Origin of the sequence: Sphingobacterium lactis (assembly GCF_011046555.1) — a bacterium.
Taxonomy (GTDB): domain Bacteria; phylum Bacteroidota; class Bacteroidia; order Sphingobacteriales; family Sphingobacteriaceae; genus Sphingobacterium; species Sphingobacterium lactis.
In genome coordinates this window covers 3,183,852-3,201,681 of the sequence record NZ_CP049246.1, presented here as the reverse complement: position 1 = coordinate 3,201,681, position 17,830 = coordinate 3,183,852, and the positions used below count along the sequence as shown (strand labels likewise).

The window sequence follows — 17,830 nt, the reverse complement described above, 5'->3', positions numbered from 1 at the left end:
CGTTTTTTTTTTGGTAAAGCGAAGAATACGTATAACACTTAGGTTAATTTGGGGGGCTTTAACAAATCATGTAAAATAATTTTAAACTATTCATTTCATGTCGTATAATATAGCAACATATTTGATACCGGCTCTAATCGGCTTTATACTATTCGTAGTGGTAAAGCGAAGATTACGTATGACATATACTACCACTTTTCTTTTATATTCATTTCTATTGTCATATTATTATTTGCTGCTCTATTTTTTGACTAGGGAGAAGATCTGGGATACATCCTGGGCTTTTTATTCTGTAGGATTTATAGTACTGTTGTCCTTATTGATTGGCTTGATTCTGCTTATTATCCAACAAATAAAATCTTTCAAATAACTGCTTATGGGTCTACTTTAATCAGCCAAACTTTATCGAATTAGGTATTTTAGAATCTATCTTGCTGCGATCAAAAGCCATTACAATGAATTTTAAAATTATTATTTTATGTTTCCTACCTTGTATCATATCGAGTTGCCTATCAAACAGAGATAGTAATCAAGCTACTGAAAGGAAGGCAGAATTAAAACTTCAACTACCCGAGTTGTCATATCCCGATAGCCTTGCTTTAAACCAGGTTTTGAGCCAACTGGATAGTGATTACAGTTTTAGTGCTGTAGTAGACAAATCTGGTATTAATATATTGTACGTTAGAAATTTACACGATAGTGTTTTTTTTGATTTTTCAACCATGTATAGCGAATATTTGGGTTTCTTTTTAGAAGAAACTAATAATATTAAAAGAAAGGGATTTATCAGAAATAAGGAACGATTATTATTTGTATTTGACGAGATCGGTTTGTTCAACGAAAAGAATATGAAGCAAACTATTGACTTTGGGGTACAAGATTCAGCATACTCGATATTTTACGAACCCTTTTTGTACAGGTACTACCTGGAGAAGAAAGGAAGACTTAAATTTATTGAAGAATCATGGTTTTAGAAAAGAATCGGTAGTTCTGTCAATATCTTCACTTATGACGGAGCAAGGTGCTATGATGCAGATATCGGATGTTAGCATGTGGAAGTGTTGCGGGTAATCTGTTTTTAGTAATATTTGGAAATTCTCCAAGACCCAAAACCAATTATAGAAATATGAACACCAACAATTATAAAAAATGAGTTATTTGAGTTATTCGAAAGTTCGGCCTTTTATTATTGGGTTTCTGGTGTTAGGTGTAATTTATAATGTTTACTTCTTTTTCCAAAATAGCAGATTGGAAAAGGAGAACACAGTATCACATGTTGTAATTGAACAATATTGTAGATATTCTAAGGGGAGTTCATTGGTTCAAATCAATTATAACGGGAAAGTTTATGATGTCAGAATGGCCAATCAAGAATGTTTGAAGTATCCTAAGGGGTCAATGATATATTTAGTGTATAACGATAGGTATGATTACTTCTATCAGCCAGATGGTTTAAGGAAGGACTCTTTTAGGCTATTCTTTTTCTCATTTCTATTACTCCTTGCAATCATTCCATGGAATAGATTATTTCGGTCAGATTCGACTTCTTGTGAAGGAAATTTCTGATAAAGAAATACCTTCAACTAAATGTTGGTTAGGCTGACTTTTGAAGGAAGTAATTCACCATTTAAACGCACGTTCATTATTCCACAGCAGCATTAATCTCAATCCTTTGGACTGTACTGGAAATGGCATTTATTATTACAGGATTTCCTATATAATTCCATTTATCTTTTCCCTTTCCTTCAACCAATATTGTATGCTTTGATTCATAAACCTAGCCTTATTTAGGCCCCTGGTTATATTCCTCATCTGTAACAGGTTTCAGCCATACCGTTTCTCCATTTTCCCGACCAGTAATGGCGACTTGCACAAAAGCAGAATCAGCACTCGCACCATGCCAGTGGGGGACATCAATAGGGCATTTTACCACTTCTCCTTTTCGAACAATTACTTTTTCTTTGCCTTCTTCCTGATAATATCCAACGCCGTCCAGAGCCAAGATGATCTGTCCTGCCGGATGGGAATGCCATTTGGTTCTCGCTCCAGGTTCAAAGGTTACACTGCCTACAGCATTCTGATTGACAGAGTCTGCATTAACCAGATTATTTAACCAAACCCTTCCTGTGAAATTGTCATTTGTAACCCTTTCGCCTTTAGCAAAAACTACATCGTACGTCGGTTCTGCAGCTAACTTTTCCTGTTTGGTATGCTGATTACATGAGACAGCCAACATGCCTGTCAAAATTAGTAGTGCTGTATTTCTTAAATTCATGTTTTTAAATTTTTTACATAATTTGTATTGCCATAGAATTATACTGCAGGGATTTTATGCTATGGTTACCGTCGTTTGAATGATTACAAAAATCATATTATTTTCTATTCGCTAATACCTCATCTAGTATCTTTTGTGCCTCTACAGCTTGTGTTTTGCCCACTGCAGATTCAATGGTGCTTATGAACTGCTGTAATTGCTCTTCCGATAGGCCAATATTCAAGCAAATCGTCAAATGCGATTTCAACATCGGTTCCACGCCACCAATGCTGGCCAATATCGAAATGGTTACCAGTTCTCTTTCAGCGTAGGTGAGGATATCGCGCTCAAAAATATCCGCAAATAGATGTTCTTTTAAAAATATCTCGATAGTCGGCGCAAAAGCCGCATAACCAGTCTTTGGCTCCTTTTCGGGTACACCAGTAAGCTGCTCCAGAATAGCCTTGCCGCGTTCATATTTGGGCTTTTCATTTTGAATAGGAGAAGCATCGGCGCCTGTTGGGTCATTGATGCCTTTTGCCTTTCGTTCCTCAAGTACGGACATTATGGTCTGCAATCCGCGGATACTGCGGGGAAATCCGGCATAGGCATACAGGTGTATAAGGCTTTCCTTGATCTGATTACTTGTCAATCCGGCATCAAGCCCCTTGTTTATTGCATCTTTTAGTTTTGTCAGGTCACCAATGCCGGCAGTAGCCGCAATAGTTACAAGACCGCTTTCTTTTTTACTTAACGAATCTCCAGTAGGCGCATGGCGTGCGTATAAACTGTTGGAGCAGCAAAATAAGATCAGTAGAAATGTTATTATAAATTGTTGTTTCTTCATCATTATATTATTTAGTAATCGTTTCTTTTTTCTCCTTTTTGAGCAGGAGAATCAGTGTTAGCCTTTTTTTTATGAAGATATCACCGATGGCCAAGCTTTTTAATTTCCGGGAGTAAGCAGTTTAGTGAATGACAGTGAACCGAGTTTCCAAGTGCCATTTTCCTTGACGTAGACTTCCGTCACCATAAAGGGGTTGGTTACCTCGTTGCCTCCAACGACAGCGAGTAGGTCGATCCTGTTGAGTAGGATGGCGGTGTTGTCCATGATATTGACGGACACTTCATGGACATCCGCCTTTTTATACCAAATACCTCCACTTTTTATGACGTCCAGTTCCCTTTGTTTTCCCCAAGAGCCGCCCATGTGCACGAACATGGATTTTTCATGGAAAAGACTGTCCAATAGCCCGACATTTTTGTCGGCCATCCATTGCCATTTATCTTTTGATAGTTGGATGATTTCCTTGTCAGTTGCCGATTGTGCAACTGAGATCTGAATTCCCGATAGGACCAAAAATAGTCCGAACACTAATTTTTTCATAGTATAAGTATATTGAATTTATTAATGAAGATTCTTTTGATAAAATGCAGCCAATTTCTCTACAGCTTTTGCCACGTAATCCTTTTTCCAGTAAGTTTCAATGTGCGTAGCACCATCGATCAAAAAGAGCTCTTTGTTTTTTGCGTTTTTTGCCTTTGGAAAAGCCTCGTCGGTCATGTATTTGGTATCTGCTTTACTTCCTGCCAACATCAGCAAAGATTGATCGATTAGTTCAATGCCATCAGTCGCATCCCATGTCATTAGATCCATCAAGCTGCTGGTGGTATATAAAAATGTTGAATTCGGATGGGCGTGTGTCCGATAGTAATATTCATACCCTTCCCGATAGAGATCAGTAGTAGTTTTGGCTATCTCTTCATCGGTTATGCTGGCTACACCAGAATACTTTATTTCACCGCCTGAAGCTTCCTGTGCCCGAGCATCTGAAGCCTGTTTCAAGCGTTGTTCAATGGTATTCAACTGTGAATTTTGAAAGCCGTTTCGTCTCACCTCTCCAGAATTGAACATGCTTAACGTAGCGACAGCTTTAAGCCGTTTATCGGACTGCGCTGCTTTGAGGGTATATCCACCGCCACCACAGATACCCAGTGCACCGACACGGGTAAGATCGACTCCTGCGTAACCGGTGATATAATCTGCCATACCATGGATATCCTCCGTTCTGAACTGGGGTTTATCAGTATGGCGGGGTTCACCACCGCTGGCTCCCTGATAGGCGGCATCTGCTGCAATCGTAATGTAGCCCGCTTCAGCCAGCAGCTGTGCATATAGACCGGCAGTCTGTTCTTTGATCCCGCCATTGGGATGCGCTACAATTACGGCTGGATATTTTTTTGAAGGATCATAGTTAGCCGGTGTGTATACGTTTGCTGCAATATCAATTCCGTTTAATTTATAGCTAACCGGATGAATGTTCACTTTTCCCTTTAAATTTTCCTTTATCGCATCACCGTATACAAGTCCAAATTGATTTTTCGTTTTGTCCTGTGCCTCAGCGATGAATCCCGTTGCCATAAACATGGCGACGATGATGTACTTTATCTGTTTCATGTTTTACAGTTTCCTATTTATTGTTGTTTATTAAAGCCAAGTTTTGCGAGCAATTCGTCAACTTGTGCCGTTACTTGTTCTTCTTTTTCACCTGAAATCACAAAGTGGATTCCGTCTCGTTCTATACCAGCTTTAGTTGTATATCCCTCCAAAATTTTGCTCTTGGAACATAATTGGTTTATGGTTTCAAAACCGCTCCCTACGCCATATCCAGCATTTGTATTAAACGGGATAACCGTCTTTCCCTCCAGATCATACTGTTTCAGAAAACTCTTCATCGGTGGAGGAAGCTGCATCCCCCAGGTTGGAAAACCCACAAAGACGATGTCGTATTTTTCCATGCTGTCTATTTTCGTTTTCAGCGGCGGCAGATACCCTGTTCTATTTTCTTCGGCAACCTGGTCCACCGTGGTTTGATAGTGGGCAGGATAAGGCTTCTCGAGTTCAAGACCAACGAGGTCACCGCCTACCTGCCGATGGATGATCTCTGCGACAGCCTGTGTGTTTTTTGTCCGAGAATGGTAAACGATCAAAATTTCCTGATCCTTTAATGAGTCAGTAGCTGTATTCGGGGTATCACTGTCTCTCCATGTAGTTTCCACTGCACCAGAACAGGACATTATAGCGAACAGTAGGCTAGATAGCAAACAGCATATAGATTTAATTTTCATTTGTATCGTTTTGATTTATACAAGGTTCCGCAATAAAGACTTCTTTATTAGTAGACTGATTACGGATATTACTACCAATATTACTTATCCAGGCCTTTCTGCTTTAACCATTTGGACAATTCATCTGCAACTTGCAAATTGTTGAGGTCCGAAAAAGGAAAATGGGTATTTCCCATTATTCCAGCTTCGGGGAGATGTACGACCGTTGCATCTCCGCCATGTTTATTGATTGTTGCTGCCCAGAGTCTGGCCATTTCAAGTCCTGAACGCCAGTGGTCTTTGTTCCATATGGTGGTCGGTTCTTTGGCAATATTATCACCATAGTAGATGACAATGGGAATCTGGGTCAGCTTTTTAAATTCGGATAGGGGGATGGTGCTCCCTTTGAGTTCCCCAAACAGCCCCGAAGATTTTACGGGCGCGGGAAGTTCACCTTCCGGAAATACAAATCCACTGTACGGTTCGTATGCGACCACTGCCTTCACTTTATTCGTTTTAATCGCGGTCAGCCAGCCCGGACCCCCGCCTTGGGAATGGGTGACCAAGATTCCGGCACCTATCTTATCAAAGAGACTGGATACCGCTGCTGTAACCACAACTGCATCGAAAGCACCCGTATTGGGGGTCATCTGTCTATAAAACTGTTCTAATGCTATACTGTCCTTGGGAAACTGAACATTCGTGAAATAGTCGGGGTAATTGCCCAAACGAAACTGTGTAAACCAGAACTGCTCATCAGCCGTAGGCTTGACGCTTGCTTCCACCATACTTTTTCCTGCTTCGCCTCGTCGTGGCTGGTCGATCAGGTACACCGGAAATTTCCGACGGAGGAAAATGTTCTGAAAGCCTTCTCTGCCATCCGCTGTTGTTTCCCATGTTTTTTTTGATTGACCCGCCCCATGCAGAAATACCAACGGATATTTGCGTGCTTTTACGGGTACCTGATAGAAAACATAGGCATGATCGCCATGGAAAGTTTGGCCCTGAGGATTAAGGGCATCATTTACCTCAAATCGACCCGCTTCAGTCTTGACTGTACCACCAACGGCAAAGCTACCTTGTTCTGTGATAAGCAAAGGTTCTTGTTTTTTCTGGGCCTGCACCGTTTCCGATAAAATAAATAGTGCAGCAGTGGCTGTAATATATTGTGTTAATTTGTTCAATCGCATAGTTTGTTATTTATTTTCCGACTCTGTTCTGTAAGGCAGCAGGATATCTTTCGCCGTGGATGGTGATCGCTGAAGCAGCCAGGTTGATCTGCTGTAAATCCTTTGCATCCAGTTCAATGGTGATCGCGCCAATATTTTCTTTGAGTCGATGTAGTTTGGTCGTTCCAGGGATGGGAGCGATCCATGGTTTCTGTGCCAATAGCCACGCTAGGGCGACCTGCGCTGGAGTGCCCTCTTTTTCACTTGCTATTGTTTTCAGGAGATCTACCAGTGCTTGATTCGCTTTCCGGTTCTCTTCCGAGAAGCGTGGTACGATGTTCCGGAAATCTGTCGGGTCAAATTTTGTGGTCTCGTTGATTGCTCCCGTTAGAAAACCTTTTCCCAAGGGGCTAAAGGGCACAAATCCGATCCCGAGCTCTTCCAGTGTGGGGATAATCTCTTTTTCAGGTTCACGGCAAAACAGTGAGTATTCGCTCTGCAATGCTGCCAAGGGCTGCTCTGCATGTGCGCGCCGGATAGTTTCAGTTCCCGCTTCGGAGAGTCCCCAGTGTTTTATTTTTCCTTCAGCAATCAAATCGCGGATGGTTCCGGCCACCTCCTCAATAGGAATGTTGGGATCAGTACGGTGCTGATAGAACAGATCGATTCGGTCCGTACGCAGGCGTTGAAGAGAAGATTCGGCAACTTTTCTGATTCTCGAGGGACTGCTGTCCAAGCCTTTTTTTGAATCTCCATCCTCGAAACCAAACTTAGTCGCGATCACCACCTCATTTCTGAATGGTTCTAACGCCTCGCCCAGTAAGGTTTCATTTGTGAAAGGGCCATAACATTCAGCCGTATCAAAAAAGCTAATTCCAGATTCAAAAGCAGTGCGGATCAATTTAATCGCTTCTTTTTGGTCCGTAGCAGGGCCATAACCAAAACTCAAACCCATACAGCCCAATCCAAGTGCGGACACTTCCAGTCCGCTATTTCCTAATATTCTATTTTCCATTTTAGTGTCAATTTATCGTTTTATATCAAATTTTATTTCATTCAGCGATTTATGCATAGTGAATGTCAGTTAGGTAGCATACAATTCAACGATAACAAAGTTCGGTGTTGCGGTTCATCTTATTGGTAGATGGATTACGGATAGTTCTACCAATATTACTGATGCTATAAATTATTGGATTCCAGTTTTGTAAATTTGTTCAAAGCTTGTAGAGAAATGGAAGAGATCATCAATTTTAAAAGTATTCGGGAATACAATAATTTCAATAACAACGAAACTTTGCATCCGCTTGTCAGTGTTGTCGATTTGAGCAAAGCAGATCCTCGAAAACTGTCAAAACTAAGATATGAGTTCTATACGGTGTTTTTTAAAGAGATAAAATGCGGTGATCTCCGCTATGGCCTCAAAAACTACGACTATGAAGAGGGGACATTGATCTTTTTAGCTCCAGGTCAGGTCATTGGCGAGAATGGCACCGAATTCTACCAACCGCAGGGAACGGCTTTGGTTTTTCATCCAGAGCTGCTTTATGGCACTTCACTGGCCAGGGAGATTGCCAACTATACATTCTTTTCTTATTCGGCCAGTGAGGCACTCCATCTTTCCGAACAGGAAAGAAAGGTCATTATGGATTGTTTAAACAAGATAAAACATGAACTGGTCCATAGTATCGACAAGCATACCAAAAAGCTGATTGTTTCCAATATCGAACTGTTTCTGGATTATTGCCAGAGGTTTTATGACCGCCAATTTATAACGCGCGAAAATGTCAATAAGGGAATTCTGGAAAAATTCGAGGAGATCTTGAACACTTATTTTCAGTCAGAGGAACCTCAGCAAAACGGACTACCAACGGTAGCTTACTTTGCCGATCAACTGTTCCTTTCTGCCAACTATTTTGGTGACCTGGTGAAGAAAGAAACCGGAAAAACCGCCCAGGAATATATTCAGAATAAGTTAATCGAAATTGCTAAGGAGAAAATCTACGATTCGAATAAGACCATTAATGAAATTGCATTTGAACTTGGATTTAAGTATCCGCAGCATTTTAGCCGATTATTTAAAAACAGGGTAGGGTATACCCCAAATGAGTACCGCAATGTTAATTTGAATTAGAATAGAGGAGGTCAATAGTAAAACACTTAGCAAATGCCTTTGTTCTACTGATGTCAAGTCGGTAATTCACCAAGAGAAATTTAACTCAAAAAATGAGGGTAAAGACTGTTACCGAAAAGTTTTTTTTTCGCTTAAATGGGAACCTAAGATCCAATAATTTTATTTAATATTTCTAACGTTAGAGGGGTTGATGATAACAATTTGATTCATATATATTTGTGACTAATTTTTCAGGGAGTGAGTGTAGAAATGAAATCATATAATCTATTTTGAAATTAAAGTCAATAGTAATAAAAGAACAGTTTTTCAAAATTAATTAGAATCGAACCTTTGGCCCTTCTTCCTAACCATTAATTATCCGCAAAGATTACTTAGTCTGTAAGACACTCTCCACTTCACCCCCAATCCCACCCAATAAAATAGTTCAAAAAATGGGTATCCGTTCCTACTGAACAGAACCTCCTTCGCTCCGCCATTTTTCTCCTATTTTCTTTTGCTTAGTCAGTCCTAGACTCGTAATCCATCTAGCGTTAATTCAATTTTTATTCACCTTAAATTTATAATACGTTATGAAAAAGAACTTTATCGCTAATGAGTTGAAACTAAGCTACCACAGAAATCAAAAATTATCTATCGATGATTTTAAATGTATCAACAACTCTAAATTGATGGATCGTATTTTTAGAATGATTTGGGATTTAGAAGAATTTGAAATTAGAGAAAGTTTCTATGCTTTATATTTCAATACAAATTGGACGTTATCGGATACCGTAAAATAGCCGATGGCGGATTAGATACTGTAATGGTTGATATCCGTTTAATAATGTCCTCCGTTCTATTATGTAATGCAACAAGGATTGCAGTTGCGCACAATCATCCTTCGGGTACGATGAGACCTAGTGCTTCTGATAGATCCTTAACCAATAAAATCATTGAAGCAGGAAAAGTGCTAGATATTCAGCTATTAGATCATATCGTGATGACTACTAATAGTTACTATTCGTTCAGAGATGAAGGAGAGTTTTAAACTCTCCATATAATCATTAGTTAAATCCTGAATTACCACTCCAATGAATATTAATTTAAACAATAATTGCTAAACCTTTCTAATGCATTTCGACCACAGGATAATTAACACTAATTATACCCAAAAGAAAATACTATAGACAAATGAAGTACTTATAGATTCTTCGTATATTCATAAACAATATTATTACCAAAAAGCCAATGTCAGTAATAGCAGCCTTACGAGGCTACAGAACCCAATTTTTATATTCATTACATTATATACTGTCCTCACTGTCAAACGATCTAATTTTTAGATTAGAAGGAGAAGAAGATTTAGATATATTGGATGAAAATGGTCAACTTTTATATTCAATACAGTTAAAGAATTTAGGACAACCAATTACATTATCTGGTATTCTATCAGACCATAAGACTTCATTTATTAAGAGGTTTTTAGCTAAATATTCTGAAGCAATTCCTATACTGGTTTCTTATGGTGATATAAGCCAAGAATTAAAGAATTGGGAAAAGCATAAAGATACTATTTCCGAAAAAGAGAAAAAAACGCTGAAAAAATATAAGATAACGGCAGATGAATGGAAATTAGTTAAAAGCAAAACTCAATTTATCGAGATTAATGAGGAAAAGATCGCAGACGAAATAGAAAAACTAATTAAAAGTAATTTCCCTGAAGTTGATCCCATTCCTACAATAGGATTTTTATTGAATTGGTTGCAATTTATTGCAGAGAAACAACAGCCTATAACTACTAAAGATTTTTATAGCAAGATTCAGGATTTTGCGATATATATAACGGAGCGAGTTGCTATTTACAATCAATATGGAGTAGTTTTAAAACCATTACATAAGGTTTCTACAGAGAATACTGATCAAATGCTTTTAGAAAAAGAATTCTACAATGCGACTTTAACGAGGTATGAACACATTTTGTTGGGTCTTGATGTTAATAGAGAAAAACATCTCGAAACAATAAATGATGAGTTAAAAGAAAATAATACCATCATATTGAAAGGAGCATCTGGGCAGGGAAAGACAACTTTGCTATATAGTTATGTTCATAATTATGTCAATGACTGGCTTTCCTACGAATTGAATATACAGCAAGATCCTGTTACAACCCAACAATCAATTCAAGCTATTGCTTCTATAAGTAAAAAACTGGAAGTTCCAACCATATTTGTGATCAATGTAAATCCCAATTCAACAGATTGGCTGCAAATAATAAAAGAGTCTGCCCATTTAAATCATATTAGGTTTTTAGTAGCTATTAGGAATGAGGATTGGTATAAGGCATCAGCAGTCGGTGTGGAATTTGAGCATAAAGAAATAGACTTATCATTGTCACAGGAAGAAGCAAAAATCATTTACACTAAATTAAATGAACGGAATAAAATCATACAGTTTACAGACTTTGAACAGGCTTGGATTCAAATTGGTGATGATGCTCCGTTGTTAGAATTCGTATATTCTATTACTCAGGGAAACTCGTTACAAAATAAACTGAAACAACAGATTCAGCAATTGCGTAATGAAAGCGATCAAGGTTGTAATCCCCAGATTGAGTTTTTAAGAATTGTGAGCCTTGCCGACTCTTTAGGAGCTAAGATTGATGTATCAAAATTGGATTCTAATGTCGACTATCAATTTATAATCGAAAAGTTAGAAAATGAATACCTGGTTAAGAAATCATTAGATAGAAAGTACATTCAGGGGTTACATCTAATTCGTTCTCAGAAGTTGGTAGAAATACTATTTGATGAGTTTACAACTTACAAAGAGGAATATGCCTATAAATGTATTTCGCTGATAGACGAGAAAAATTTGTACTTGTTCTTATTACAAATGTTCCATCTTGAAATACTGAGTCCTGATCAATTTATTGCTGATTTAAACAGTAAAGTTATTATAAGGAATTGGTCTGCATATGCTTCGATCTTAAAGTCTTTTATATGGCTGGGTAGTAAAAGCTATGTTGAAAATAACCGTAAAGTTATAGATGAATGTAGAACTATTTGTGGCGGAGCATGGACAATGTTTACGGATTTTATGTTTGGAAGCAATTATGATAGAAATGGAATGCTTGATTTACTCAAAGTAGATGATGATCGGAGAGAGAAAATAAATGATATCAATCGTAGATTATTACCAAATCAAAATGTTTTCAATTTAGCAACTGAAGCTATCAATCAAATTGACTTTCCAAAGGAAGCACCTTCAACTGTATTTGGGTGGAAATCTTTTGGCGAAGCCTTGTTTTGGCTTAAAAATATACCCAATAGAAAAGAAAAATTATCACTAATTGACGATAGTAAATTTGAATCTGCCTTCAGAAATATGGACAGCAAAAGCTTATCTAAATTGATGTTAGGCATGTATTCTTATTCAGTAGAATTAGATGCAATAAGAAAAAAGTATGTTGATATTTTCATTGAACAAATAAAAAAGGAATTTGATGTTATCCATTTATCTGTAGATGAAAACGAAGTGAATGTACATTACATCATTGATATTTTAAAAAATGATGTTGAAAGGTCAACCAATGATTTCATTGTAGGTGTTTTAGATATTATCAGGACAGCTCTTCCAGACAAAAAACAATTTAATTCCCAAGGATATGGTCATCGTTTACAAACTTTAGCAGTAGATTATGATGATACGCATAAAACAATGCCTATTGAAAATATACCCTTAGAAGAATGGGTAAATATCAATTCCACAATTATCAAACTATATGAATACCAACTAAGACCAGAAGATTGGAATGAATATAGAAATCAGCTAAACCAGTGGGAAGGAATCATCAAAGAAAAAATAAACGAGTTTAATATCTCGTTTGAGCAATTGTTTAAAGGTAGTGTAAACTATATGCCTGTAGTTCCTATTATGCAGAATATGCTTTTTGAAAGGTCGGAAAGTATCAAAGAACCTAAATCTATTACAGAGCCATTAGGTATTTATGGTGGTAAGAAAAGAGGAACAATCAATGAAAATGAAAGAGAGCAACGCAACAAAAAATTGCAATCAAAATATGAGTTGTTCTTTAAAAGTGTTTCTGATTTTAAGGGAGATATAGAAAGTTTTATCCAGCAGTCAGGTGGTACATTATATTCAAAAGCTAAATTAAAAACTGATGAAGCACATACACACGATGAGAATACCGAGCGTTTATCTCAAATCAATCTTTACAATGCAATTGAAAAGCTTCAAATTTATAATAGTCAATACAATAATATCTTAGGGAATATTGATATTAAACATCATTCAAAAATCGAAACGAATACCTTATTTACTACAGCTTCAATATGGAAAGATTTTCTGAATGATAACAGTAAGGGAGAACGTTCAGCAAAACGGATTTTTAAGCTTAAATCAGATTTCGAAAATAAAATAATAAAAGACTTTAAGCAGGTTTCAAAAGCCAACTCCTTTTCAATCAGGTATATAAATAATAAGACAACGAATGATAAACCTATTATTATAATTGATGGAGTAAGTCCTTTTTGGATGTTGATGGGCTATAAAGAAGCTTATCAAATTATACAACAGACTATAGATAATCCAGAATATACAAGTTTGAAATATTTGATGCTACAATTTTGGTTTTCGAATTTTTATTTCATCCAAACCATTCAAAATAAAAGCCTAAACAATCAATGGAATGAAGTAAGATTATACAACATAAAAGATAAGTTGTTTGAAGAATTATCTTTCATTAATTCGATTTCACAACCGATTGAAGTAAAAATTATTGAAAATCTGAATATAGAGGGATGGTCAAATTTATATCCAGAGTTTAATGATATAACTAAAGCTACGGAAGCTTATGGAAAATTACTTCTGTTAGCAGATCACTTTTATGATTTGAGGTTGTTTGATGAAATTGAACTCATGGAATCTGACCAAGAGAAATTAAAGCAATACATACAGAGAATAGGTCTAGAGCTTCAGCAATCTTTTCAAGCAGTATTAGACTCATTAGTTGAATGGATAAATATGTTTCCATTTGACGAAGACAGCTATGTAAATAGCGATGAAGAGCAGGAATATTTTAAAGCAATGATAAATATTAAGGATCATATTTTTCCTGAACCAAAAGGAGATGAAGAAGATTATCAATTGATAATGAATATGGAAATAGTATCTAAATGGGTTGAGCGATTAAAAATATGTACAGAGAGTTGGGGTATATTTATACTCTTGCTTTATGGGAAATATATTGATAAATTTAATAGCATTGATAGTTCTGCAAGATAAATATATAATGATAATAAAGTTAAATTATGAGTTTAGAAACAAAATCAAAGGCTTTAAAAGAGATAGTATCAACATATAATACAGAATGGTTTCTTGGCGATATTTCTTTTTTAATGAAGAATATAGGTCGGGCTCAAGACCAATTAGGAAAATTATCATCTCCACTTAGGCAATTATATTATCTTGCAGGTTTAAATGTAAGTTCAAATCCTGCAAACGGCACTGATATTCAATATGACCCTGAAAAATGGGAACAGATAGTTGCCTTATTAAATGAGATTGAAGCAGAATATCATAAACTGTTCTTTACAGAAAATCCTGAAGAAATTACCGAAGAATGGAAAAGGATGAGGCAGGTTGCAATGCCATCTTTTCTTTCTTATTTTAATCAAGGTCCATTAAACTTTGAAGAACAGGTAGTAAATTGGATTAAAGATCTATTTTTTCCAATGGATGATATTCTCCAAAATGATACAGGATTAATAACACAAGATTTTATTCAATTTTATGAAAATATTGACCAACTAAATCAACGAAACTTTCAAGCATTCTCAACTAATAAAGCATTATTAAGACCTAATTGGAAAGAATATACAAAAGTAGAAGTTGGAGTAATTGATGGAGTGCCCGACTTTATAAGGGAAATGGGAGAAAAGGATATGCATCTTTATACTTTTATGGCTGACCACGGTATAATGGATAGATTTTACCCAGAAGAACTTGTTTCTGAAACTCTAACCATTGAGAAAGTTCAAAAGATTCTACATTTATTATCTACAAAACGAGAAGAAAAAGATTTCTTATACTATACCGAAACTAAACCTGGCAATCCACTTTACGAAAAGCCTATAGTATCAATTGATGAAAAAATGTATCAAGTTTTTGAGGTAAAACAAGTTATACACGCAATTGAGATATTACTTGAAAAAGTAACGACTACTACAACGGAAAATAAAACCAAATATGTCGATGTTAAAGGTAAATTATTGGAAAAAAATATAGTAGAACTCTTTTCTAATTTCTTTGGCGCTGACTTCAAATTATATCAAGGTTATTATGTGGACGGTTGCGAACAAGACATTCTGTTTCTGTGGAAAAAATATGCTTTCATAATAGAGGCAAAAGGTTATTCACTTCGAGAACCCTTTAGAAATCCTGAAAAAGCATTTGTCCGGATAAAAGATGATTTTGATGCTTGTATTGGTTATGGTTACAAACAAACTCGCAGAGTTGAAGAGAAATTTATTAATCAAGAACCTCTAAAAATTACTGATAAAAATGGTAATCTTATTGAAGAAATTGATACAACACAAATTGAAGAAGACTTCTCAATTATAGTGAACCTTAAAACATTTGGTCAAATCCAATGTGATTTATCTGCTCTAATTCAATTAGAAAAGGATGATGATATTTTTCCTTGGGTTGTTCGACTTGATGACCTCGAAGTATTTCTTTTAACATTGATGGCTCGTAAACAGAAACCTGAAAAATTGGTGGAGTTCTTATTAATGAGAGAACTTTTACACGGTAAACTAATTTGTACAGATGAATTGGAAGTTTGTGGAGCATTCTTGAATAAGAAGCTAAATCAAAAACAGATAAATTATGCTGATACAATCGCAACTACTCCAGATTTGGCAGATATTTTTGATGAGCAATATCGTAAAACAATGGGATTTAAAAACGAAAAGTATTTGTACGAAAAACAAAGTGGGAAATTTATGTTTTATTGATATAACAAAAAACACCCAAAATTATCGGGTGTAATTTTGGGTGTAAAACCTATAAATAATTGATTTACAGGTTGTTTTGTGGAGCCGGAGGGAATCGAACCCTCGTCCAAACATAGTATGATTTACGCTTTCTACATGCTTAGCTTCTCTTTAGTTGTCGGGAGAGGGAAGGTGAGTCGCGAACCTGTACCGTTCTCCGTAGTTACTGTGTCTCGTCCTTACTTAGTAACCTCGCAAGGACCAGTTCTATTGTTCGATGCCCCGGGTGTTAGACCAAAGAACAGGATCTAACGGGACAAATAGCTATGTTAAGTCTAACTTAAGCAGCTAAGGCGTAGTTTTCTTCGCCAGTTATAAAGTTGAAAGTTCAGATTTAAGTGCTAGACTAACAATGCACTGCATGCTTACATAACCATCGCTATCCTGTCAATTCCAGTCGACCCCAGTTATGTAGAACTACAAAGGTAGTGATAATCTATGACTTGGAAAACCGGAAATAGTTTAATTAGGATATGATTTTATAAACAAAATTGGTATATTACTGTTTTAAAAGAAGATAGGTTAAAATTATGACCTATTTGATCGAAGAATTGGATAGATGGGAGGAGTCCTGCGAACGCTAAACCATTGATTGGGATGCTTTTACTCATTCCGAGCGGATTATTCGCGTTATCAATCCCTTATATCCGACAATTCACGATACCAACGAACAGATTACAGTGATTCTAATTCAATAAAAAAGATGGCTGAAGAAACAAAATCCACTACACCAACGACAGGTACTGACCAAACGGATAACAGTACGCCCAAAACTACCGCTGCAGCGAAGAAGCCAGCGACCGGAACACGAACTACTACCGCGGCGAAAGCAAGCGGATCGGATAGCAATGTAGAGGCTGCGGCGAGCCCAGTTCGCGCACGCAAGTCAGCAAGCCCAAGCGGTACCGCTGCGAAGACGGCAGCAGGTACGGCAAAATCAACCCCAGCATCGGGAACTGCTGCGGCGAAAACTCCTGCAGCGAAAACAACGGCAGCGAAAGCTCCGGCCAGAACGGCGAGCACGGCAACAAAATCCGGAACGGCAGCGAAATCAACCACTGCTGCATCGGCAAATAAATCGACAGCATCGGCGCAGAAGCCCGCGGTAAAGTCAACTGCATCCACAGGAGCACAAACTGCTGGATCAACATCGGCCAAACCGGCAGCTTCCACGGCAACGAAATCGCCTTCAGCAACGGCAGCCAAGACAGCGAGCAAACCGGCAGCGAAGACTGCGGCGCGACCGGCTGCAAAGCCTGCCGCAAAACCTGCATCTAAACAGGAGGCAACCACTGCTCCGGAGCAGAAAACGACTGCGCCTGCATCGGTGGAAAATACATCCACTCCAGAAAGTAAATTGAAAAAAGAGGCTTCCTACAAAGAGGAAGTGCCAACCAAGAAGAAAGTGAAGGAAGATAAGAAGGCGGTGAAGGAGAACAAGAAGTCCGACAAAAAAGCAAATGCGAAAAAGAAAGTTGTTGAGGCCAAATCTGAAGTGAAGAAGGATAAGGAAAAAGCAAGAAAAGCAGATCGTAAAAATGACAAAAAGGTCGTTGCGAAGGTGAAGGATACGAAAGCAGCCAAGAAGAGCGCAAAGAAAGACAGTAAGGTCATGAAGAAGCTAAAGAATGCCTTTACGGAAATCTACAATAAGATTGTCGGCGACGATAAGGATAAAAAGAAAAGAAAAAAATAAGGATAGGTAAAAATCAGTAATTTAAGACTGATCAAACGCTGTCTGCAAGAACCTCTTGGATGGGTTAGTGGCGATAAATGCCCTAATTTATCCAAAAGGTTTTTTTATGCAATAAACGCTTATAGCGCAGTTTACTCTTACATTGAAAAATCAGCTCCATGCAGGTTAAAAACTAGGTTTAAATACCTTTGAGCGCTGTTTTAACTCCTCAAGACTTTTGTTTTTTATTCAACCCGAACGTTATTTGGGCTTGGACCTTGTCCGACATGAGAGCGTGGTGAGAGCGTACTGAGAGCGAGGTGAGAGCGTGTCTATAGCACGCTCTCACCTCGATTGCACTTCGGACGCATCTCGGGAGCACCTCGAACAAGGTCTAACCCCGTCCTAAAGCAGCTTTTTCTGGGATTCAATAAAATG

Annotated in this window: 14 protein-coding genes and 1 other RNA gene; 7 read left to right on the top strand and 8 right to left on the bottom strand. The window is 37.5% G+C overall.

Annotation, left to right across the window (positions count from 1 at the left end; genetic code table 11):
• Window positions 1-455: 455 nt before the first annotated feature.
• Window positions 456-974, top strand: a complete 519-nt coding sequence (locus tag G6N79_RS13955; RefSeq protein WP_103905143.1) for a hypothetical protein — start codon at window positions 456-458, stop codon at window positions 972-974.
• An 809-nt stretch (window positions 975-1,783) separates the two neighbouring features.
• Here the strand turns inward: G6N79_RS13955 and G6N79_RS13950 are convergent.
• From G6N79_RS13950 to G6N79_RS13920, 7 genes are all read right to left on the bottom strand, one after another.
• Complete coding sequence (locus G6N79_RS13950) at window positions 1,784-2,275, bottom strand: cupin domain-containing protein (protein ID WP_103905145.1); 492 nt, start codon at window positions 2,273-2,275, stop codon at window positions 1,784-1,786.
• 97 nt (window positions 2,276-2,372) lie between these two features.
• Window positions 2,373-3,104 carry a carboxymuconolactone decarboxylase family protein gene (locus tag G6N79_RS13945; RefSeq protein WP_234993145.1) on the bottom strand — a complete coding sequence of 244 codons (732 nt, stop codon included), beginning with the start codon at window positions 3,102-3,104 and terminating at the stop codon, window positions 2,373-2,375.
• Window positions 3,105-3,200: 96 nt separating this feature from the next.
• The gene (locus G6N79_RS13940; protein WP_103905146.1) at window positions 3,201-3,641 is read right to left on the bottom strand and encodes a nuclear transport factor 2 family protein; all 441 of its coding nucleotides are present in this window, start codon (window positions 3,639-3,641) and stop codon (window positions 3,201-3,203) included.
• A gap of 21 nt (window positions 3,642-3,662) precedes the next feature.
• Window positions 3,663-4,712, bottom strand: a complete 1,050-nt coding sequence (locus G6N79_RS13935) for an alpha/beta hydrolase (protein ID WP_103905147.1) — start codon at window positions 4,710-4,712, stop codon at window positions 3,663-3,665.
• A gap of 17 nt (window positions 4,713-4,729) precedes the next feature.
• Entirely contained in the window at window positions 4,730-5,359 is a 630-nt protein-coding gene (locus G6N79_RS13930) for a flavodoxin (RefSeq protein WP_234993146.1), read from the bottom strand.
• Window positions 5,360-5,463: 104 nt separating this feature from the next.
• A complete protein-coding gene (locus G6N79_RS13925) occupies window positions 5,464-6,552 on the bottom strand; it encodes an alpha/beta hydrolase (protein ID WP_103905149.1) in 1,089 nt (362 codons plus the stop codon).
• A gap of 10 nt (window positions 6,553-6,562) precedes the next feature.
• Window positions 6,563-7,546: an aldo/keto reductase gene (locus G6N79_RS13920; RefSeq protein WP_103905150.1), complete on the bottom strand. Its 984-nt coding sequence runs from the start codon at window positions 7,544-7,546 to the stop codon at window positions 6,563-6,565.
• Between the two features lie 216 nt (window positions 7,547-7,762).
• On the opposite strand from G6N79_RS13920, the gene G6N79_RS13915 reads away from it, so the two are divergent.
• The 5 genes from G6N79_RS13915 to G6N79_RS13895 all read left to right on the top strand — a co-directional run bounded on the left by G6N79_RS13915 (window position 7,763) and on the right by G6N79_RS13895 (window position 15,678).
• Window positions 7,763-8,662, top strand: coding sequence for a helix-turn-helix domain-containing protein (locus tag G6N79_RS13915; protein WP_103905151.1), 900 nt, complete (start codon window positions 7,763-7,765; stop codon window positions 8,660-8,662).
• A gap of 569 nt (window positions 8,663-9,231) precedes the next feature.
• Entirely contained in the window at window positions 9,232-9,441 is a 210-nt protein-coding gene (locus tag G6N79_RS13910; RefSeq protein ID WP_103905152.1) for a hypothetical protein, read from the top strand.
• Window positions 9,414-9,689 (top strand): JAB domain-containing protein, encoded by a 276-nt coding sequence (locus G6N79_RS13905; protein ID WP_234993148.1) that lies wholly within the window; start codon window positions 9,414-9,416, stop codon window positions 9,687-9,689. Before G6N79_RS13910 ends, G6N79_RS13905 begins: the two co-directional genes overlap by 28 nt.
• A 200-nt stretch (window positions 9,690-9,889) precedes the next feature.
• Complete coding sequence (locus tag G6N79_RS13900; protein ID WP_103905154.1) at window positions 9,890-13,945, top strand: hypothetical protein; 4,056 nt, start codon at window positions 9,890-9,892, stop codon at window positions 13,943-13,945.
• A gap of 26 nt (window positions 13,946-13,971) precedes the next feature.
• Window positions 13,972-15,678: a hypothetical protein gene (locus G6N79_RS13895; RefSeq protein WP_103905155.1), complete on the top strand. Its 1,707-nt coding sequence runs from the start codon at window positions 13,972-13,974 to the stop codon at window positions 15,676-15,678.
• Between the two features lie 76 nt (window positions 15,679-15,754).
• Here G6N79_RS13895 and ssrA read toward each other — a convergent pair.
• Window positions 15,755-16,122: a transfer-messenger RNA gene (gene ssrA, locus G6N79_RS13890) on the bottom strand.
• Window positions 16,123-16,420: 298 nt separating this feature from the next.
• Here ssrA and G6N79_RS13885 point away from each other — a divergent pair.
• On the top strand, window positions 16,421-17,413 hold the full coding sequence (locus G6N79_RS13885; protein WP_103905156.1) for a hypothetical protein: 993 nt from the start codon (window positions 16,421-16,423) through the stop codon (window positions 17,411-17,413).
• The last annotated feature ends 417 nt before the right edge of the window (window positions 17,414-17,830 follow it).

Bases quoted from the DNA above. Each gene is read 5' to 3' on its own strand.
- G6N79_RS13885 (WP_103905156.1), top strand. From the start codon at position 16,421: ATGGCTGAAGAAACAAAATCCACTACACCAACGACAGGTACTGACCAA.
- G6N79_RS13910 (WP_103905152.1), top strand. From the start codon at position 9,232: ATGAAAAAGAACTTTATCGCTAATGAGTTGAAACTAAGCTACCACAGA.
- G6N79_RS13940 (WP_103905146.1), bottom strand. From the start codon at position 3,641: ATGAAAAAATTAGTGTTCGGACTATTTTTGGTCCTATCGGGAATTCAG.
- G6N79_RS13920 (WP_103905150.1), bottom strand. From the start codon at position 7,546: ATGGAAAATAGAATATTAGGAAATAGCGGACTGGAAGTGTCCGCACTT.
- G6N79_RS13950 (WP_103905145.1), bottom strand. From the start codon at position 2,275: ATGAATTTAAGAAATACAGCACTACTAATTTTGACAGGCATGTTGGCT.
- G6N79_RS13900 (WP_103905154.1), top strand. From the start codon at position 9,890: ATGTCAGTAATAGCAGCCTTACGAGGCTACAGAACCCAATTTTTATAT.
- G6N79_RS13925 (WP_103905149.1), bottom strand. From the start codon at position 6,552: ATGCGATTGAACAAATTAACACAATATATTACAGCCACTGCTGCACTA.
- G6N79_RS13935 (WP_103905147.1), bottom strand. From the start codon at position 4,712: ATGAAACAGATAAAGTACATCATCGTCGCCATGTTTATGGCAACGGGA.
- G6N79_RS13955 (WP_103905143.1), top strand. From the start codon at position 456: ATGAATTTTAAAATTATTATTTTATGTTTCCTACCTTGTATCATATCG.
- G6N79_RS13945 (WP_234993145.1), bottom strand. From the start codon at position 3,104: ATGATGAAGAAACAACAATTTATAATAACATTTCTACTGATCTTATTT.
- G6N79_RS13895 (WP_103905155.1), top strand. From the start codon at position 13,972: ATGAGTTTAGAAACAAAATCAAAGGCTTTAAAAGAGATAGTATCAACA.
- G6N79_RS13915 (WP_103905151.1), top strand. From the start codon at position 7,763: ATGGAAGAGATCATCAATTTTAAAAGTATTCGGGAATACAATAATTTC.